This is a genomic window from Sphingobacterium sp. HJSM2_6 (assembly GCF_049316305.1).
In the GTDB taxonomy this organism is placed as follows: domain Bacteria; phylum Bacteroidota; class Bacteroidia; order Sphingobacteriales; family Sphingobacteriaceae; genus Sphingobacterium.
Window position 1 is genome coordinate 1 of sequence record NZ_JBMOXB010000005.1, and the last position, 21,979, is coordinate 21,979.

Below are 21,979 nucleotides of genomic sequence, written 5' to 3' on the forward strand. Positions count from 1 at the left end.
TATTTCAATGCCTTAAGTGGTCTGTATATGTTCCCAAGAGGGTTAGATTTTAATAAATACAAAACCTACGAATATTTTTCTGAAGAACGTAATATCTACTTACAGGATTGGTGGAATATCAATGCCGATGCGGGTTTAACAGGTACTCATCACCAGCAAAATCCATTCTGGATATTAAACCGTATTCCTACCGATCAAAAGAGGGATAATATTATTGGACAGGCACAGTTGAAATTCCAATTGTTGGAATGGTTGGCTTTAAGTGCGCGTGGTACGATAAACAAACGATGGGATAATTTTGAACGCAGAGCCTTTGCAGGTACCCAAGGCGTTCTTTCGGGAGAAGTTATTGAAGGTGTTTTGAATGATAATGGCCGGTACTCGCGCTCAGAAAGTCAAAGCACAAGTATGTATGGAGATTTATTATTAATAGGAAATAAACAATTTAATGAGGATTGGGATTTTAATTTTACTGCGGGTACCTCTATCAACGATACAAGGTCCAATGGTTTTAATCTAGACCAACGTAAATTGGCTGTAGCGAATGTTTTCTTAATGAGTAATATTTACCGCAACAACCCCATCAATTCATTGAACGAAACGATTACTCGTCGACAAGTGCAGTCTTTGTTCGCTTCAGCAAATTTAGGTTTTCAAGAGAAACTATATGTAGATGCTACGGTAAGAAATGACTGGGCTTCGACTTTAGCAAATACGCCTCAAGAGCATACAGGTTATTTTTATTGGTCGGCAGGTTTAAATACCGTACTGACTGAATGGGCTAACTTGCCTGAATTTATTAGTTACAGTAAGTTACGCTTTTCGTATGCGCAAGTAGGTAATGATGTGGATATTTATGCGACTATGCCATTGAATACGTTGAGTACTGGAACTTTAACATCCAATGTGGCTGGTCCATATATGGGTTTACCATTAAAACCTGAATTGAGTAAAAGTTCGGAATTAGGGTATGAGGGTAGATTTTGGAATGACCGTGTGAATTTAGATGTTGCCCTATATAGAACCTTGACTGAAAACCAGTATTTCACCTACCAAGGTCCTGTGGGTGTGGTAAATACGACTATTTTCTTAAATGCTGGAAAGGTAGAAAACAAAGGTATTGAAATTGCATTGGGTGTGGACGCGGTAAAGAATGACAAATTTACTTGGAACACTGGTTTAAATTTCACCGCAAACCGGAATAAAATTCTAGAATTAGCTGATAAGCTTGGTGATCGTTATCCATTGGGAGGAAACTACAATGTGCTACGATTGAATGGATCATTTGGTGATTTTTGGGCGAGAACATTTTTAAGAGACGCCAATGGAACCATAATCGTAGATGACAATGGAAGACCTCAAATAGGCCCAGAAGGATATGTTGGAAACAATACCCCTAAATCAATCATCGGATGGAATAACACCGTTTCTTATGGAAACTTTGGTTTAAGTCTAACCATTGATGGTCGTTTTGGAGGACAGGTAATCAGTACGACTGATGGGTATTTAAATTCATTTGGTGTAAGTGAAGAAAGTGCTTTGGCTCGTGATCGTGGTGGTGTGGATGTTAAAGCTGTTAAAGCCGATGGTACTGCATGGTCTGGATTACTTCCGGCTCAAGCCTATTATGCTGCTGTTGGAAACAGAGATGGTATTATTGAAGGTCAGGTTTATGATGCTACGAACATTCGTCTTCGCGAATTATCTGTGAGTTATAAATTACCTATTCAATGGAAAGCTGTTCGTCAGGCAACTTTATCATTGACAGGTCGGAATTTGTTTTTCTTCAGAAACGATGCTCCTTATGATCCAGAGTTAAATACGACCACCAGTGTGGGTGGTCAAGGATACGACAACTTTGCGCTTCCTACGACTCGTAGCTATGGATTAAATTTAAAAGTTTCCTTTTAATCGCCTATTATGATGAACTCACAAATGAACAATAAGATATATGCAAAATTAATGGTGATTCTACCCCTAATTTTGCTCAGCCTATTCAGCTGTACAAAAGATTTTACTGAACTAAATACCAATCCTGCTGGAATTTCTGATGATCAAGCAAATGCGGATTACGCGTTGATTGCTTCCTTTTTAGCGCAGGCACAGCGTGATATTATCCCAGAAAATGTCGGGGAATACCAACTGGCAAACAACTTGACGTCAGACGCATACAGTGGTTATTTTGGTGCACAAGCTCCATTTGCAGGAAATGCAAACAACTTAACCTACAACCTTGTCCCAGGATGGTATCAAGCTATATTTGTAGACCGCTATATTACGGCTATGAATCCGCTGTATAAAGTCATTCAATTTACGCGTAATAATGACAAAATGCAGGACATCTTTGCATTCGCGCAATTACTGAAAGTTGCAGCAATGCATAGAACAAGTGACAAAGTTGGTCCTATTATTTATAGCAAATACAATAAACCGGATGAATCTGGTGCGGTAGGTTATGATTCTCAAGAAGTTGCTTATCAGAATTTCTTTTTGGACCTGGATAGTGCTACAACAATTTTAAAAAGCATTCAGGATGAAGAACCTTCTGCTGCGATACGTAAATCAGATCAAGCTTATACCAGTAATAATTACAAGCGTTGGTTGAAATTTGCGAATACCTTACGCTTACGTTTAGCAATACGCATCGCCTTTATTAATCCCGGAGATGCGAAAATACAAGGTGAAAAAGCCTTAGATCCTGCAAATGGTGGCTTACTTGATGACAATGAAGATAATTGCTATATCAAGCTAAGTACAGATCATCCATTAAATATTATCACCAGTTCATGGAGCGATACCCGATTAGGAGCTTCTTATGAATCTATACTCAAAGGATATAATGACCCACGCCTTGCGAAGAACTTCTTGACAGCTGTAGATCCTGCGGTTACTGGTCAATATAAAGGGATTCGTTCAGGAATTAATATTGATGCAAAAAGCAGGTACGATAATTACTCTAAATTAGTTCCTCAACCATCGAAAATACAATTAATGGTGGCTGCAGAAAGCTGGTTCTTAAAAGCTGAGGCCGCATTACGCGGATGGGCAAATGCGGGTAATGCGAAAACGAATTATGAAACTGGTATCACCCAATCCTTTGCTATGTACGATTTAAGCGGAGTTACTACGTATTTGAACAATGCGAGCAATACTCCTGCACCTTATATAGATCCGAAATCTTTTACTCCTGGTGAAAATAACATCAATGCAGGTTCGCCGCATTTAAGTGTTATTACCATTCGCTGGGATGATGCGGCAAGCAATGCGAAGAAATTGGAACGTATTATTACGCAGAAATGGATTGCTATTTTCCCAGATGGAGATGAAGCTTGGTCAGAATATCGTCGTACAGGTTATCCTATTTTATTCCCTGTGGTTATAAATTTCAGTGCAGGAAAAATCCCTACAATACCAGGAGTACGGAGAATGCCTTTTCCAGAACGTGAATACAATAGTAATAGTGCTGCTGTTCAAGAAGCTGTTGGCTTCTTAGGCGGAGAAGATAATGGCGGTACGCGCCTATGGTGGGATGTCGCTAATAAGAATTTTTAATGGTAAGAAATGATGAAGGATCGCTAATTAGCGATCCTTCATTTTTTAGAAATAGAAATAAGGGTTTAAAGCTTAAGAAGCACCCTCATTGTTCTAGATTAATTTGTTTGATTTGAATAAATATACCTGAGTCTTGCTTTACCAATTGGTTGTAAACAAGACTTCTTCCATCGGGGGAAAATGATGGAACTCCGATTAAGGGCAATTCATTGTTGGAATGATTGCTTACTTGAATTAATTCTTTTTTACTGATATGATAGATGTATACCTGCTTATTTGCGGTAAATGTGATCCAACTAGAACTAACATCTAAATTGATGGGAGATTGAATGGAAAAATTAAAATCAGAAATGTAGCTAAGCTCTCCAGAAGAAACTTCACATTGGATAAGTTGATTCCTATTTGTTTCATCTTTGCCTAAGGCATAAATATATTGACCATCATGACTTGCTCTTAGCCAATGTCTAAAATCTGAAATCCCTTTTGTGGATCGACTTAATCGCTGCTGCTTAATGCCTCTTGGCACATGAGGCCTTTCTCCGAGGATACCTACAGCAATAGAGTCATCAAGAATTTTATCCTTATCTATCTCAACTGTAAATATTTCCGTAATCACTTGCCCTGCGTCGTTTAGTGTATTTCCTTGGAATGCGATAATTCCAGAAAAATCCTTATGGTTTGCTGTACTAGGGATAGGTAGCCAGCATTCATCAAAAGCTTTCGATATTTCATCAGATCCCGGTTTAGGGTTAGCTACAACTTCGGAGACAATAGCGGAATAATAATTTCCTAATACATTGTCCCCCTGCTTATCAATATAAATAGGATCTTCGATAGGCAACATCACTCCGACCATACGTAATTGAGGCTCGACAAATTCATCGTTATAGGTAAAGCTAAGCATATCGCCAGATGGGTCCCAAGCATGGGAATGCGTCCCTCCTCTTAATGATCCGGGGGTATAAGGAAATTGTATATCTCTTATATCGGCAAATTGTGCTGATAATGTGGAATCAATAGGCATAATCATACCTGTCCTTCGAGTGATATCATAGGGTTTCTCAGCATTAGCATGCACAAGCCCATGTATAAATATCACTTTATTATCTGTGGGGTGAAAAGAAACTGCCCCTACTCCAGGACCATAGAGGGTCTGATTCGCTGTAGAATAAATATTTTTTTGCGTTCCACTGCTCAGGTCTAACAAACTTATAGATCCTGTACGACCAATATGAGTCTCATCATTCCTTCCATCGAAGGTTAGGTATTTACCATCTCGAGAAAACACCCCCTGATGGTGTAACGTGTGTCCCGAAGGATCAAAAGTCAATTGTTTTGTTTCGTACATAATAGCATCATTCAAATTACAACTCTTCAGTGATAGACATCCTAATAAACTAAAACAGATTAATAATCGATTCATCAATTGTAATTTTGGGTATCAACAGCTAATAAAAAGGCAATATAAAATTAAATTTGTAATCTCATTTTTAAGTCTTGATAATTTAAACTTAGCTGATCTAACTTAGTTTTCGTTTGCTCATCCAATTCCTCAATATCCATTCTTCTCGTATGCAAAGCAATTGGAAATCCTCCTTGTTGTAAATAGTATTTTGCAGCAGTAGGATATGCATAATGCATTACCTCCATTTGCGTTCTTAAAAAATCTTGCACTTCATTTACGGCCTCTTGCTTATGCACATCATCGTAATGATTACATAACCATACAATCAATTCTGGAAAATAATTACCTTGAATACAAGAAAGACCAGCAGATCCTGCAAGCAAAGAATCAACCGCATGCACCATATAAGCATCAAAAAGACCAAATTGCGCATTATCAACTGTATTCGCTAGTTTTCGATTAATGTGATCCAAATCCAATGAAGTGTCTTTATGGTATTTTACCCTTCCCAATTCACTTAATTTCCCTAAAAACTCTGGAGCAATCAATCGTTTATAAGGCACAGGGCATTCATAAAACCCTAATGGTATTTCTTTCGTTAAATTTAAAAGTTGCAATACATTTTGCTCAAATTCCTCATTAGATTGATCCTCTGTCGCCATCAATCCTGTAATCACGATAACACTATCTACTCCTAAATCATACACCTTTCGTATAAACTCTGCCTGACGTTCCAATGGTTCATCAAATGTACCAGTCGCGACCACAGGTACTCGTCCATGAACCTTTTTGATAATAAAATCAATAGATTCCAACATTTCATCCTTGGATAAATCAAACATCTCACTGGATAAGCAATTGGCAAACAATCCTTTTGCACCAGCCTTTAAATATAATTCAATTAGCTTTTCCAAGGCTTCATAATCTATGGATAGATTTTCCTGAAAAGGCATAAGCATAACAGGAATAAATTTTTTAGGTTTATTCATTTTTTGGTTGATTAGGTTATAATTTATTTTTTAAGTTTACTCATCAACATTCCAACTAGGCAAATGCTCAATGTACCGATCACGATAATCATATTACTATGCAGTGGGAATTTTAAACTATTTAGATGGGGAGGTAATAAATAAGAAAGGGACATCCATAGAATCAATAATACACCGACAATAACGCTAATAATTGCCGCTTTATTCTGAACGTTCTTTCCTATTAGTCCCAGTAGGAATAAGCCTAACATGCCCCCTGCGAAAATGCCAGACAAGGTCCACCAAATATCGAGTAAGCTTTTAACGCCAATCATGGCTATTCCACAGCACATACCTAGCACCCCCACCAAAACAGTTGCGGTATACAATACCTTTAGGTTGATTTTCTCATTACTTCTTTTATTAATATATCGTTTGTATATATCTTCCGTAAAAACAGTCGCTGATGCATTCATTCCTGAACTAATCGTACTCATGGCAGCAGATAATAACGCAGAAATGATTAAGCCTAAAATACCAGTAGGAATCATATTGACCATAAAATGTGGCATTACTTTATCGCCATAATCAGCAGGAACCATTTGAGCTGCTAACGTTTGAACCTCTGTATGCCCCATAGGGAGCCCCAATCGTTCCATTGCCGCTTGCAATTTTATCCCTTCAATTAAAGCTGGATGCTGCTGATAATACACATAAAGACAAGTTCCAATCACAAAAAACAATAAAGAAACCGGTACATAAATCCAAACACACAACCAAATGGATTTATTTGCTTCTTGTGCAGATTTTGCCGTATGGTAACGTTGAACATAATTTTGATCCATACCAAAATTATTGAGATTAATAAAAAAGCCATACAACAAAATCACCCAGAAACTTGAGGAGACCAGATCAAATTCAAAAGTTCCCAAACTCAATTTCTGATTCGCCATCGCTTCCGAATAAATAGTCGACAATCCACCAGGAACCTCCTTCACCACTAACCAAATAATGATCAGTGCACCAATGGTTTTCAACACCCCTTGCACTACCTCGGTCCATATGACCGCTTCAATTCCCCCCATCACGGTATAAATCACGATACATATGCCAGTTACCAGCATAATCGCTACCATATTATATCCAGTTAATGCCTGAAGGGTAAGAGATATACCGAAAAATATAGAGCCTATGCGCGCCAATTGCGTAAGTAAAAAACAAAACACCGCATAAGTTCTTGCCCAAGGACCGAAACGCTTTTCCAAATTGGTATAAGCCGATACTTCCCCAGTACTGCGGTAAAAAGGAACAAAGTATTTAGCGGCTAGCCATGCAGCAAAGGGCATGGAAAGGCTAAATACAAACGCATTCCAATTACCTCCATAAGCTTTTCCTGGAACACCGAGAAAAGTATTAGAACTCAAAAAAGTAGCGTATATCGATATTCCAATAGCCCAACCCGGTATCTTACCTGCGGCTTTCGTAAAATCATCAGTAGATTTATTCTTACGTGAAAAATATACCCCAACCAACACCATAGCGATCAGGTAAATCACAATAATCAATACATCTAATACAGGTAAATTTTTCATGCTATACGTTTGAACTATGGCTAAAAATTCTATTTCGGCAATTACAATTCTCCTTCCCAATGCTGTAGAAGAAGCATAAATTAGTTAAAACGAATTAAGGGAAATTTTGAAAACTATTTCTTTTAAAAATTACCAAAAGTGTCCAAGATTTTATCATGTTTGAAAAATCATCTTTTTTTAAGATCAATAAAATAATAACCATAAAATAACATTAGACTTTATTAAAAAAATCAATTAAATATTACCTTTAGCCCATTAACATTTTGATTTTTTATCGCTAATTTTATACAAGTAACCAATAAGACGACCATGATTCCTAAATTTCACCAAGTACCGAAACAATCGGATAATACTTTTAGAATACGTCATGATATCCTTCCAAACTTTGGTAGCATTTGGCATTACCATCCTGAAATGGAACTCCACTATGTGATTAAAGGTCAAGGATTAAAGTTCATTGGCGATAATATCAGCAATTTCCAAGAAGATGAAATGGTCTTGTTGGGCTCCAATATCCCGCATACTTGGAAGTGCCATATTCCAAAAGAATCCGACCATTATGTAGAAGCCATGGTGTTACATTTTCATCCCGATTCCTTAGGGAAAGAATTTTTACATCTACCAGAAACCTTTGAACTATTAAAATTATTAAACAGTTCTAAAACCGGTTTATATATTTTGGGAGATACGAAGCAAAAAGTAAAAGAATATATGATCAATATGTTAGAATCTTCCAAACTACGAAAGGTCATCTACTTATTGGAAATTTTTGATATCCTTAGTCAGACAAAGCATTATTCACCCATTACGCAGGACTATGCGAACAGCAAATTTAATAGTATCGATGAGGAACGCATGAATAGCATTTTCAATTATACATTCAAGCACTTTAGGGAGAAGATTTATGTGGAAGAAGTTGCTAATATTGTCAGCCTATCCGTAACCTCATTCTGTCGTTATTTCAAGCAGATGGCCAATAAATCCTACTTTGACTTTCTTACCGAAGTGCGCTTAAATCACGCCTGTCGATTGCTTATCAATTCCAATTACGCCATTAAGCAAATTGCTGAAGATGCAGGTTTTGAAAACACCTCAAATTTTTATCGTCACTTCAAGATTCTTAAACAGTGTACCCCAAAGGAGTATATTCAGCAATTTAGTTAATATCGTATTTAATTTCCTCTTTGTAAATCCAGCAACTGCTTATAGCTAATAATATGAATTTGTTTTGCAGCGATCAAATCTCTAATCTTCGTACTCTTGGTAAAAACTTCCAATTCAGCCATTCGCTTTTTCCAAGAACCAGTAATCACGGGCAGTTCGTTGGTTTCATCCGAAGCATGTAAATATAATTCCGTCACGCCAGGTTTTAAATCCCCAATTACCTTTAACCAAAAACCCTCCACATCGTCATTATAATGTTGCATTTCCTCATAAATTAGGTAATCTACAAAGACAAGACCCAATTTTTCACAATCCTTACGTAGGTTTTCTTGCCCAAACTTAGCACAGGTTGCTTGTGAGGCCATACGTAATGGTAGATTAAATTCTTTAGCCAATTTTACATACTGGGCAATATAGTCCGGATGCAATTGATAAGTACCCATATGCGAATCGATATGTGTAATATTCAAACCATAGTTTAAGGCTTTTTGAATTTGAGCTTTCCCTTCCAGGTAGGCATGTTCCGGTTTACCATGTTGGTAAACCTCCTCAACAGAGCGCCATAAATAACCATGAGGATCTAACAAGGAGCTTACCTGATCTGCCGGAGCAACAGTACCCCACTTATACATTTTCCATTCAGAAGTCAATGTTAAATGAACACCAAAATGTTTATTTGGATTGGCTAATGCAAAATTAACGATATCTGTACTCCACGGACAATTAAACATTATCGTTGAAGAGCTTATCAACCCTTCTTGCATCCCTTTGATCGTACCTTGATTGGAGGCATAACTCATTCCCGAATCATCGTTATTGATGATGAGTAACTTATCCCCCTTTTTATAGCCCAATCGTTCTGCTAACGTCTTTTCTTGAGCCATTAATTGCAGCTGTAAAAAACAAAGAACAACAGCAATTGTAGTGATTTTAAAGATAATTTTCATTGGTTTATCGCTTAATTAGTTAATTCGATCTTGAAGTTTTTCGCAAATAGTCTTTCAATTGCTGTCCATAATCTGTTTGCACCATATTGACCTGTTGGAATTGCTTAAAAAAAGCATCAAAACCATTCTGTTGAGTTCGTTCCATTTGGTCAAATTTACCTAGACTATTCATCCAAACAAAATACCCATCCGCTAGTAGCCCCTGCATTAATTCCGCATCATAACATTTTTCATCGATGTGTATAAATCGGATAAATGGATATTTCTTCACAAATTCAATATCCTCTGAATTATAAACACGGGCCAAAATTGCAATCTTAGGCGCTAGCCTATGCATTCGTTCAATAGCAGCTTTATCGTATAAAAATAGTAAAACTTGCTCTTCCATTTTATTCTTTTGGATCAAATCAACAATTCGTTTATACGAATCCTCCGATTCTAATTTAATGTCCAAGTCTAAAAACACCCTTCCCTTTGCCAATTTAAGAACTTCATCTAAGGTCGGAACCGTATATTCTGTAATCACATGTTGATGTTTTAGCCTTAATTTCTGGAGCTCATCCCAAGTTAATTCGGCCACATTTCCTTGTCCATTGGTCGTTCTGTTTACGGTTTTATCATGCAATATAACCAATTGTTTATCCTTTGTTTCACGGATATCCAATTCCAAGACATCCGCTCCAGCAGCGATGCAATGATCTATTGTTTTTAAAGAATTTTCTGGATAAACATCATCGCCAATATTAGCACGATGCGCTACAACCATAATATTCCGATAAGGTTTTTTAGATTGGGTCAGTTCCAACAGGCTTTTGGAACTGCTACAAGCAGTAAACGTATGCCCGAATAAGATCAGGCATACGAATAAGCTAACACAAAAATTATTATTTTTTACCATGGTTTATTCGTTCCTTGAAGCAACCAAGGTTTTGACCATTGACTATTTTTACCTCTTAATTTTGAATGACTAGTTTCTTCCAATGCCTCAATCGCAGCGCTCACATTCTCCTTATTCGCATTTATTTCATTATTTCCATAAATGAACCGCACAGGTAATACCGGTTCAGATGAAGCAGGTCCTGCAACCAATTGAGGAAAACCTGTACGCCTAAAATCCATCCATGCCTCTGTAGAACAATTCCAACTAGCAATCCACTTTTGTTCGATTATTCGCTCCAATGTTCCATTATACTTAACATTGGCTCGAGCGATGAAGGTATTATATTTATCAGCAATATTCCAAGTTGTCAACGAAGCTTTAATCCCTTCGTTAAACATATTTTCCGCATTTGCTGTAATCCAGCCGCGTTGTGCAGCCTCTGCCAAAATAAAATACGTCTCCGAAGCCGATGCGATTCTTCTTTTAAGCAAAGGGCCAGTTGTCTGCCTGTATATTTTGCTTAATTGAGACACATGCTGATTTTGAACAATTTGTCCAGGAGTAGGATTCATATTCGTAGCATCAGGAACCTGAACGCCCACCGGTACTCCTACATACAAGCCCGTATCTAATTTAGAACCTAATAACGTAGGATTATAACGTCGTGTAAACTTATTACCTGCATTTATTTCCGTAATGTACTGTTCATCAGTTAAGGATTTATAGGTTTGCAATACCCCGTTTTTACGGACAAATTCATCGTTTTTCACCGGTAAAGTAAGGTCTTCTACCCACTGACAATGCACAGGATCAATCCACACCGTCATCCGCGGATCATTGGTAACTTTCAATTTGTCCATGATGGTCTTAGCAATTTTTCTTCTGCGAAAAACACTGCCATCCGCATCAAATTGCTTCGCTAAGAACCAAGAATCTCCGCTCGTATTACCCAAATAGTTAACTACCGCATCTTGATTATCCTGTTGAATATAGATTCCACTATCATACACCTTTTTTATTAAAGGCGCTGCGACATCAGGCAATTTTTGAGAAAGACGCATGGCATAACGCAATAATAATGTATTGGCCAATCGATGCCATTTATTGATATCACCTTGATAAATTAAATCATTGGCAGGAATTACACCTTCATTTGAATTGTTTTGAAACAAGCTGGAAGCTTTTTGCAGGTCATCCAAAATACCTCGATAAATAAGCTCTTGATTATCATACTTCGGTTGAATGATATTTTCATTCGCACGCAATGCTTCAGAATAGGGAGCATCTCCCCATAAATCCGTAATATTTCCGAAAGCGAAAGCTCGAATCACATAGCCCATACCTTCATGCATCGGAAGGCTATTTTGTATGGAACTCTTTATTAATAAGTCATTATTTCTCAACACATCAAACCAATCCCCCCAATCCCGAGCATCCCAAGTATAATGATTGAAGGAGGTAAACCATCCATCTTCTTGCATGTGTTGTACTAATCCAGCCATTACGCCATTATCCAAAGACGCGTAATTAGCAGACATAGTGCTTAGCACACCCGGAAGAATCAAATTAGCGTTCGCTCGGCTAGGATCTACCCCATTAGGATTAATATTGATTTCTGTCAGTTGATCTGAGCAGCCAGTGAATGTCATTAATCCACAAGTTGCTATTATATATAGGAATTTATTCGTTTTCATGACCGTCAAGTTTATAAAGTTAAATCCAATTTAAATCCAAATGGAATTGTCCAAGGGCTTACATTTTGCATTTCTACCCCCTGTCTAAATCCTGTACCACTTGCCTGAAAGGCTCGTTCTGGATCAATACCTATTTTTGCTTTAGTCCACATCATGATATTTCTTGTAAATAAAGAAACTCGAAGATTTTTCACCCGTTTTATACCAGTGATGTCATATCCTATTGTCAATTCCCTAAGTTTGAGGTAATCGGAATCAAATATTACCTGCTGATTGTAACTCCAAGCAAAAGCATCGGCTACTGGATAAATATGAGTCGTACCTTCGCCTAAATGCTCGGTATAACCGGTTAGATTGCCATCATCATCATATTGGGCTATCACCCCAGGTGCAAAAGACCCATCGTAGGCTCCTACGCCATCCATTTCAAACAGGTAGCCTCCAGTTTCTTTAGTTAAACCACCCACCTTTGGAAAATTACCATTGCTAGGGATAATATATTTCTCAGGATCCGATTTCAAGAAGTTGGCTAATTCCGAAGGTGTTCTCGTACTTCCTGGTATCAAAGCATCTATCAGGTGTTGCGATTTAAAATTAGACCCACCGTAGCGATACGTTGAAGACATAAACTGACCACCATTTCTCCAATCCAAACTAAAACTTAAATGGAATTTTTTATAACTGAATGACGATTGCAAGCCAGCAATAAAATTTGGATTAAAATTACCCACTTTCATTTTCGCATCGATGGAGTTGTCTGCTATCCATTCTCCATTCTTATCCAAAATAGGCCATCGATAATATTCAGAGCTTTTATCCTTCACATAGGCATAACCTCTACTGTACAAATTACCAACCTCATCGCCAACCCATGTCAATGCACCCCCATTATTTTCCTCCCAAAATGCGACATAATCAACCCCTGGAGCCAGTTCTAATATCTTCGTTTTGGTTCTGGTAAAATTCACATCAATATCCCATACTAAACCATTTTCTTTTCTTATCGGTGTTCCACCTAAGCTAAACTCCCAACCTTTACTTTCCAATTTTCCTGCATTAATTAATTTATTATTAAAGCCGGAAGATAAGGCCGTACTTACCCCTAATATTTGGTTTTTATTGTCTTTAATAAAATAGGTTCCTTCAAAACGCAGTCTATTTTTAAATAGTTGCAAGTCCAGACCAAACTCCGAAGAAGAAGCGATCTCTGGTTTTAAGTTCGTATTCAACAAGGTGCCTGGTACTGTCGAATAAATTATCGAACCCCATCTACCAGTACCCAATACAGGATTTAACTGGTACGGATTCGTATCATTACCAACCTGTGCATAGCCTGCGCGTAATTTCAGGTAAGAAATGACATCCGGTAAATTCAAAGTTTCATTGGCAATCCAACTGAAAGATGCCGAAGGATAAAAGTACGATCGGTTATTTTCTGGAAGCGTACTAGACCAATCATTTCTTGCCGTTAAATCTAAAAACACTTGATTTTTATACCCTAAATTAGCCGTTCCATATAAACTATAAATTGCTTTTTCGTATTCACCATTGGATATTATTAAACCAGCACTTGGGATATTAGAAAGCCTATACAAGCCTGGTATGGTTAGTCCGGCATTCCGTTGAGAACCTCCATAGAAATCCGAACCAACTTGATGCATGTAATTACCTCCGAAGGATACCGAATAATTAAAGTCGGCATATTTTTCCAAGCTGTTATAAGTGGCTAAGAAGTCCACATTATTTTCGCGATTTTTAATCTCTTGAAGGTGATAGGCACCCTTCATATCCCGACTATAACTCCATGGAATTTTTGTCTCTCTACTTTCCTCAGACCTGGTTTCTGCCCCCCGTAAAAATGCAGTGAAATGTTTATTGATTTGCCAATCCAACTTTACGTTCCCGAAAATTCGATTCCTTTCAAATCCATTCGTAACAGCATACGCTAAAAAATAAGGATTATCCAAGCCTGGTGATACTTGCATTTGTTGTATTTCTTCTTGTCCTACCCTCCAATAATTTTTTAGATCGCGAACATCCACGTGCGGATAGATGTAAACGGCTTGTAAAGGATTCGTACCTCGATTACCTGTAGCAGGCATATCGTTGGATGTTGAACGAACAAAATTGAGATCAGATGATATTTTCAGGTTATCCAAAATACTGTAACTCACATTGGTGCTAATTCCCGATCTTTTTAAATCGCTATTTGGAATCATACCATTATGCGTCAGATTGTTCAAAGATATGCGGTATAACATTTTAGCGCCAGACCCCGAAATAGCAATATTATTCGTAGTAGATATTCCAGTTTCAAGGAAATTCTTCATATTGTCCTTGTATGATTTTAATTCCGTTGGGATTTTATTGCCACTGGCATCCACAGGACTATTCCATTGAACCGCGAGATTACCTTTATCCAATTCAGGACCATTCCAATATTCCGACGATTCACTAAAAATAGTATGACCTCCTGGTGCGTATTTATAATGTAAATCTAAATAGCGATAAGGTGTCTCAAACACATTGTTCGTCGTAAAGTTTACCGTAGTTTTTTGACCTTCTTTGGCCGATTTTGTCGTGATTAATACAACCCCATTACCTGCCCTAGATCCATATAACGCTGCTGCACTGGGACCTTTCAAGATAGAAATACTTTCTATGTCATCCGGATTAATATCTGCAATTGGATTTCCATAATCCACCTCATTACGATCGCCCATGTTTCGCACATTGTTGGTGCCACTAGTCATTGGTACCCCATCGATCACAAATAAAGGTTGATTGTCTGAACTCAATGAAGTAGCGCCTCGAATCACCATACTCACCGAAGACCCAACACCGCCCGTTTGACTCAAGGTTACTCCCGGAACTTTCCCCGCAATTCCTCCGAGCACATTTTCTTGAACTACTTTGGTTAGGCTTTCCCCATCCACCTTACCTACAGCGTATCCTAATGATCGTTCCGACCGCTTTATTCCCAATGCCGTCACCACAACCGATTCGATCTGCTCACTACTGGTACTTAATAAAATGTTCATGCTACCAGTGCGGGAAATAGGCACCTGCTTGGTAGCAAAACCTACATAAGTAAATTTTAGATTGGCATCCGCATTACTTACACGGATATTAAATTTTCCGGATTCATCAGATGAGGTCGAAACACCCGATTGATCCGTGCTGATGCTTACACCAGCTAAAGGTAGATTTGTTGTTTCTAATCTAACAACTCCAGAAACAGTAGTGCCTTGCTGCTGCGCAAAACTCCTGATTGATGTGAAACAGCCCACTAAACCCAGTAGCATGTACATCAAAACAGCTGTTGAAAGTTTGATTTTTTTCATAATTAAATGTTAATTTTTTTTGGCTCATTATTGTTTCAAATAAATGTGGTGTATGCAAGAGAATTTACTTTAAATCCTCTTTCGATAGTATCAATCGTTTAAAGGCTATATTAGATCGGTTCCAGGTGTACGTCAATGCCACCACACCGTCAGATTGTATGATCGCAGGATAAGAATATTCATCTTCTTTGTCTCCATGCTCTAAGATCAGCGCATCGTCCCATGAAGTGCCATTATCTTTTGAAATTGCTAAATGTAAATCCCCTCTTGAACCCCAGTTTTTTTGATCAGGATTGTATAAGAGCAGTAAATCTCCATTGTCCAATTTGACTAAATCAATTCCACTGTTCGGGTTAGGCAAAGAAGTCGCATAAGGCTTATTCCAAGTCTGTCCATAATCTTTAGAATCTGCACGGTAAATGAATCCTCCACTCGTTCTGAGCAGCATATGCACTTGGCCATCCCCAGACTCCCATAAAGTTGGCTGAATCATCCCTTCACCACCCAGGCGCTCTACATTAAATTCAAAATATGCAGATCGGTTCCAGGTTTTACCACCATCTTTACTAATGTCCACAAAAGGTCTCCAAACGCCTTGTTCATTGGAAGCACCGGCAATCCAATCACCATTGGAAAGAACGATTGGTTTATTGCGCACTGGCCCTCTACCTCCACGATCTGCAGCTACCAATTCTGTGGCTTGGGACCAAGATTTTCCTTCGTCTCCAGATTTGATATACCAAGTTTCCCAGGTCGCTATTTCCTTCCCTACTTTAAAAAAAAGATAAATGGAATCTTGCTCATCTCGAAAAAGCACCGGATTCCAATGAGGTTCCTCGCGAATTTTTGCAATTTCGATTGGTGCGGACCAGTGTTTACTATTTCCTTGTGTCAACCAGATACCCACGTCATCATCCTTTTCCTTCGTTCCTCCAAACCAAGCAATTAGATAATCGCCATTGTTCAGGTAGGTTAAGGTAGATGCATGAGCTTGCGCGAATGGTCGAACATCTGGCAATACGAAGGAGGAATCAGCAATAGCAATAGGTTCCTTTTTAGTTGCGGTCTTACAGGAAATCCCCAACAATAGCAGGAAGAATATGGCGGATGGAAAAATAATTCTTTTCATAAAATTTCATTTAACGATTGGTTGAATTAATTCGCTTTTAGCAATTAGTACGGATGACAGTTTATTTTTGGATAATCAAAATTACAGGCTGATTTCCAACTTGTTTTCTAATAAATTATCTAGATAATATGAAATATTCGCATTTTTATATTAAAATTTATTGAATTATATGTAAATATCTTCCCATCCAGTAAGGCAATAGCCAAATATCTCCCGCCGCATTTTCTGAAGTCCCATCGTGGCCTCCATCCAATACAAATCGATTTCCATTATGCCTTGCTATCTTTAATTCATCGGGTGGCAATACTTGACCTGTAGTTTGCCTTCTAAAATTCTGACTCAGCAGTTTGATATCCTTTCGATGGCTATTTTTTATTGTCCATTGTATGAGATCCATAGGATATTCTTGCAAAAACCAAATCCCATCTTCGAGACCATATTCCTCGGTACGTGTGATGGCAGTAATGATATTCCATAAAGCATCTTTTTCAGGCTTTTCCATTTCCCAATGATCGATAATAGAAGCCTTAAATTTTGTTTGAAGCTCTGGGGTCAATGCATATCGGTATAAACCCCAGTACCCTAAAAAATACATCTCATCATCAGAATGGTTCCAATACATAGAAAGCAATTGACTCAAGTCGTCTGAATCCGATGTGGCTTTTCCAATCTGTTCCATCGGAGTCATTAAATTATCCAAGTAACCATGCTTCTCCATCAGTTCCAAGGCCTTAACTTTAAACTTTTCTTTTTTTGTAAATTGATAGGCCGTTTGCAACATGGCAATGATGTTTGAAGAATTTAATTTCCGATCCCCAATGTTTTTTGAAAAGGAATTAACATATTCAGGGTTCCATTTACCCCATAATGTAGGTTTACCATCATAATCAATTAAATAGAGATCATGATCCACAATATGCGTCATGATTGAATCGATCAATTTAATAGCTTGTTTTTTTACTTCAGGAACTTCAACCACCTCCGCAATGACACCATAAGCAAAAATATGGCCTATGGCCTCATCACTACTGGTCGTTGCCTTCCAATCAAAATCTTTCGCTGGCGCCTTTTGCCAGCGTTCTGGATCGCCAAGTTCAGCGATATGACCTGTTCGTTCAAATGATCTAGAGGGAAATCCTTGCAAAGGATTTATACTAAACAATCGCTCCATGGCATCCAATGATTCCTGCATGTTTTGAAGCGCTTCATCACTTTTAGTCACGGCATATCGAAAGGCTTGTGAAGCCAAATACATCGAAGTCCACAATCCATCATTATCCGAATCTGCTAAATATCCGGTACGGATATTACCGTCTTCCATGCCTACCAAATTCGCATTAAACCCCAGACGAATATGCCGATCGCGAACCTGTTGCTCAAAGAATGCTGCTTTTTTTGCTAAACTGTATTCTTCAAACCTTATTTTTGACAAACCCTTATCCGTTAAAACCAATACTTCAGTTCCAATTCCTTGTTGAATAGCAACAACTTTATCCGATGGTAACCATCGCTTACTGGCATAATAATTTATTTTTTCATCCGCAGTAATTTTAAATGCCCCTTCGGAAGTTCCCACCCACAAGGCCTGATTAATAGTCGCTAAACAGGTGAAATTTAAGGATGGTAATTTATCGATAACTTTGACAATCTGATTTTTCTCATTCATGAACATCAACCCTAAATGTTCATGCGCTATAACAATTTCATTGGTTAATTCCGCCACGCTTTTCATATTTGAGCTTGCAAAAAGTTTCTTTAGCTTTCGTTGATTTAATGCACCCTCATACAAATTATTCGTTGTTAATACATAAAATTTACCAGGATCTCTTGCTTTTAAAACTTGAACGATAGACTCATTAGCTAACGTAATTTGCCACATACTTTTCGAATCTTTGATGTATTTTAACGCTTGATCGGCATATATTAAAAATTCAAATTCAGGATAACAGGTAAAACCTTTGGCCTCCTCCAAGCCATGTGGGGTATATAAACGTCCAGCCCAGGCATTACTAAATATTACTTCCTTATCTAGGTAAACGAATTGCTGATCCAACTGCGCTATAGCGACAATATTTTTATCTTTCATAAATCGATAAACCTGATCTGGCAAAACTTCCCCAGGCCATAATAATTCAGCATGGCTAAGCTGTTGTAAACCCGACTCACTTAATAACTGAATTTTCCCATTGCGATCGATGGCCATATCCATCAATTTTTCATCAGCTGCGTATTTTATGGCAAAATCCTGGATAAAAGGCTTATCCTTATAAATTTGCTGTCCCTGCGCACTAAAGCAGCAGATGAAACAGAAGAGAATGATTATTTTGAATTTCATGTTCGTTTCTATTTAATGACTTGACCAGGTTTTAGTATCTATACAGACATAAGCTATGGACTTCATATCATTGCCTTGATGATGCGAATAGGTGATATGAATTTGTCCTTCCTTCCCTAATATCATTGCTGGATAAGAAAATCTACCTTTTTTCTCCTTATCCGCTACCACAATCCCTTTAGACAGCCAAGTAATCCCCTCATCTTTGGATTGATACAAGGACAATTGAGCTCGCCCCTCCTCCAAATCATTAACCAACAGGAACCAATTGTTTTTTTCTACTTGGAGTACCTCTACGCTGGCTGTACTCGGGATATCCAGTTCCACATTTGCAGTCCATGATAGACCTTGGTCAGTAGATTTACTAAACTGCAATTTGGAAGGAGCATCTCCACTATCACGCATAAAGGCTAAGATTTCACCTTGACTATTTTCCACTAAAGTTGGTTGTATATTGCCTCGTCCTACAATAGGCAAAGAAGATTTCCATTGCTTACCATGATCATCCGAATAAGCAATCATCGACATGTTCAAGCCGTCTGAATAAACTGGCAATAATATTCGACCAGTACCTATTACTAAAGGTTTTATTCGAGTCATCCAGCCTATGGAGCGTTTTAATAAATCACCCGATGCTTGAACAATCAAATCGTCATATTCTGGAGCATACTCTGCCCATCCTCGATGCAAATTGGGCAATTCTTTAAAGCGATCTTTAACTTCCTTCTCAAAATTGGAGTCTGGTTTTAAAAAGATATTATCTTGCCAGTTCCAAGCCACTTGTTCAGCCTCAAAAGACTGACTTTTCCTGACCCGTAGAATGGAGTTTTCCCATTTGTTTGCCTGCACGGCAATCCAAACTAAGAAGAGCTCATTGTTATGTAGAAATAAGACTGGGTTACAATCGGGAATTCCGGGGGTATCCGCCAATTCATAAGGTTTACCCCAAGTTTTGTTGCGTTGACTAAATTTTGCGCCCATAATGCGAACATCATCAGCAGTACGTTCCCCAGAACCTTCAAACCAAGCCACTAATAAATCTCCGGAAGGAAGTTCAACAATAGAACTGCCGTGAACATGCAACTTTTGTAAAGGAAATATCAATTCCTGCTTCTGCAGTTTTATGCCATTTTTCTGCTGTCCCTTTCCCCCATAAGACAGTAATAAAAGCATTAAAACAAATGTCATGTGTTTCATAATAGTTAGTTAGGTTTAATAATTTTAACATAATCGACTTGAACCCCTGCAGTATCTACTGACCAGAGTTCCAACTTATTTTTATTTATTTTGATATGTTGGTATAGGTAACCTTGGTTTTTCCAATGAGCATCCTTTAACACCTGTATATCGTCCCTGCTTTTTACACTGGTCGCTACAGACATCACATACATGGGCGACGATTTGGATTTCTCTCCTTGAGTCCTTAAATAATAGTGAAAATGTCCACTTAACACTAAATCTACTCCATATTGGTCAAATAATGGAATCCAATCTGATAAAATATCAGCATAAGTGCTTTCAAAGGTATATGGAGCGAAATGAAAACAAACGATTTTAAATTTCTCTTTACTAGCTTTAAGCTCTTCTTCCAACCATTTTTTCTGTGATGCTGTTGAAAATGTGACTCCATCCAACATTAAAAACTTACTATGACCATAAACAAAAGAATAGGTTAATCCGTTGGCCTCTACAAAAGGACCATGATTAGGATATTTCAAAAAATGCTGGTACATGGAAGGAAAAATTCCCTCTTGGCTATCGTGGTTTCCAGGAACAGCCATAATTGGTCGACTGGCACCTATTGTGGATAAGCCATTCATTAATTGGTCCCAATGATCCCTATATTGACCCGTATTGACTAAATCTCCCGTTAGTAAATAGAATTGCGCATTGGGAAAGGAGTTTTTCCATTTCGGAACATACTTAGCCCAAATATCATCATTATGGATATCTCCAAACCATCCAAATTCCATAGAATCTACATGAGAAGATGTTTGAAATGAATAGCTTATGGATTTTTGTTGATCTGTGACAATTTGATAAGCGTATTTTGTCCCTGCTGATAGACCTGTTAAATCTACGTGAAATCGATTTATTTCCGAATCATTCGCCAATTGAATATCGACTAACCTTTCTACCAGCGCATCTACGCTAAGCGTATCCTTTTCATTTTCTTTCCAATACCTAAGTTTAGATTGCTTTACTGATGTAGCAGATCTCCAACTGATATGCTGCGAGGTAGAAGGATCTCCAGTCCAGGTTAATAATATTTGATCCGCCATAGGGCTTGATGGAAAATGAGTAGTCCGAAATGCCTTTTGCAAATGTGCTTCTCGAGAACGACCCCGGTAAGTATCCAACAGGTAGGAACCTTGCAATGCTTCAGGAATCTCCTGCAATTGCAATTCGGTCCAGTCCTGATACGTGGATACTCCTTTGGACAATTTAGTGACCGATTGTTGGATTGGATACCTTGGACTAATCTTAAAATGATCCTGCTGTTTTTCCGGTTGCACCAACGTAAAATAAACAAATCGATGCCTATCAAATCCATTGATTCCTAATTGCACCAATCCTTTTGAAAACCTTTTCTTCCAAACTTCATATTCCACCGATTCGTTGGCTAATGAAAGATCCGTTTTCTGAAAGCCATTTCTAATTAACCAAAAGGGGATTTCCTGTTGGTTCTTATCCCTAGCGATATACAGCATGGCGTCCTCATTGATTTCAAATTCCCAGTATTTTTCAGCCAGGACCTGCTGATCCTGCTTGGAAAAATATGTCAGAATATCGTTTTGGTTGAGGCTGTCAAATTTCTTCCATTCTCCCGATGCATATAAACCATTCACGGTATTATGCATCAGGGAAGCGATCGTACTACTCGATTGCGTTGGTTTACAGGAATAAGCAAGTAAGCTCATTCCGTAAACTAACAGGGCTAATTTCATCAAACATTTAATTTTCATCAT

Annotated in this window: 13 protein-coding genes and 1 pseudogene; 3 read left to right on the forward strand and 11 right to left on the reverse strand. The window is 38.0% G+C overall.

Going from position 1 to position 21,979, the window contains the following annotated elements:
• A pseudogene (locus ACFRAE_RS05885) lies at nt 1-1,911 on the forward strand (SusC/RagA family TonB-linked outer membrane protein); the annotation flags it as partial.
• 9 nt (nt 1,912-1,920) lie between these two features.
• The gene (locus tag ACFRAE_RS05890) at nt 1,921-3,552 is read left to right on the forward strand and encodes a SusD/RagB family nutrient-binding outer membrane lipoprotein (RefSeq protein ID WP_422796201.1); all 1,632 of its coding nucleotides are present in this window, start codon (nt 1,921-1,923) and stop codon (nt 3,550-3,552) included.
• Nucleotides 3,553-3,637: 85 nt separating this feature from the next.
• On the opposite strand, the gene ACFRAE_RS05895 is transcribed toward ACFRAE_RS05890, so the two are convergent.
• The 3 genes from ACFRAE_RS05895 to ACFRAE_RS05905 form a co-directional block, all read right to left on the reverse strand.
• Nucleotides 3,638-4,900 carry a DUF3748 domain-containing protein gene (locus ACFRAE_RS05895; protein ID WP_422796202.1) on the reverse strand — a complete coding sequence of 421 codons (1,263 nt, stop codon included), beginning with the start codon at nt 4,898-4,900 and terminating at the stop codon, nt 3,638-3,640.
• 122 nt (nt 4,901-5,022) lie between these two features.
• On the reverse strand, nt 5,023-5,946 hold the full coding sequence (locus tag ACFRAE_RS05900; RefSeq protein ID WP_422796203.1) for a dihydrodipicolinate synthase family protein: 924 nt from the start codon (nt 5,944-5,946) through the stop codon (nt 5,023-5,025).
• A gap of 23 nt (nt 5,947-5,969) precedes the next feature.
• Nucleotides 5,970-7,517: a sodium:solute symporter gene (locus ACFRAE_RS05905; RefSeq protein WP_422796204.1), complete on the reverse strand. Its 1,548-nt coding sequence runs from the start codon at nt 7,515-7,517 to the stop codon at nt 5,970-5,972.
• Between the two features lie 309 nt (nt 7,518-7,826).
• Here ACFRAE_RS05905 and ACFRAE_RS05910 point away from each other — a divergent pair, with 309 nt between their 5' ends.
• Complete coding sequence (locus tag ACFRAE_RS05910) at nt 7,827-8,681, forward strand: AraC family transcriptional regulator (protein ID WP_422796205.1); 855 nt, start codon at nt 7,827-7,829, stop codon at nt 8,679-8,681.
• An 8-nt stretch (nt 8,682-8,689) separates the two neighbouring features.
• Here the strand turns inward: ACFRAE_RS05910 and ACFRAE_RS05915 are convergent, their stop codons facing one another.
• From ACFRAE_RS05915 to ACFRAE_RS05950, 8 genes are all read right to left on the reverse strand, one after another.
• Nucleotides 8,690-9,628 carry a polysaccharide deacetylase family protein gene (locus ACFRAE_RS05915; protein ID WP_422796206.1) on the reverse strand — a complete coding sequence of 313 codons (939 nt, stop codon included), beginning with the start codon at nt 9,626-9,628 and terminating at the stop codon, nt 8,690-8,692.
• A gap of 19 nt (nt 9,629-9,647) precedes the next feature.
• Nucleotides 9,648-10,526 (reverse strand): glycerophosphodiester phosphodiesterase family protein, encoded by an 879-nt coding sequence (locus ACFRAE_RS05920; RefSeq protein ID WP_422796207.1) that lies wholly within the window; start codon nt 10,524-10,526, stop codon nt 9,648-9,650.
• Nucleotides 10,520-12,202: a SusD/RagB family nutrient-binding outer membrane lipoprotein gene (locus ACFRAE_RS05925; RefSeq protein WP_422796208.1), complete on the reverse strand. Its 1,683-nt coding sequence runs from the start codon at nt 12,200-12,202 to the stop codon at nt 10,520-10,522. The genes ACFRAE_RS05920 and ACFRAE_RS05925 overlap by 7 nt, the downstream gene beginning before the upstream one ends.
• 11 nt (nt 12,203-12,213) lie before the next feature.
• Nucleotides 12,214-15,546, reverse strand: a complete 3,333-nt coding sequence (locus ACFRAE_RS05930) for a SusC/RagA family TonB-linked outer membrane protein (RefSeq protein ID WP_422796209.1) — start codon at nt 15,544-15,546, stop codon at nt 12,214-12,216.
• Nucleotides 15,547-15,610: 64 nt separating this feature from the next.
• Nucleotides 15,611-16,675, reverse strand: a complete 1,065-nt coding sequence (locus ACFRAE_RS05935; protein ID WP_422796210.1) for a sialidase family protein — start codon at nt 16,673-16,675, stop codon at nt 15,611-15,613.
• Between the two features lie 157 nt (nt 16,676-16,832).
• The gene (locus ACFRAE_RS05940) at nt 16,833-19,010 is read right to left on the reverse strand and encodes a hypothetical protein (RefSeq protein WP_422796211.1); all 2,178 of its coding nucleotides are present in this window, start codon (nt 19,008-19,010) and stop codon (nt 16,833-16,835) included.
• A 12-nt stretch (nt 19,011-19,022) separates the two neighbouring features.
• Nucleotides 19,023-20,207, reverse strand: a complete 1,185-nt coding sequence (locus tag ACFRAE_RS05945; protein WP_422796212.1) for a sialidase family protein — start codon at nt 20,205-20,207, stop codon at nt 19,023-19,025.
• A gap of 5 nt (nt 20,208-20,212) precedes the next feature.
• Entirely contained in the window at nt 20,213-21,979 is a 1,767-nt protein-coding gene (locus ACFRAE_RS05950; RefSeq protein WP_422796213.1) for a metallophosphoesterase, read from the reverse strand.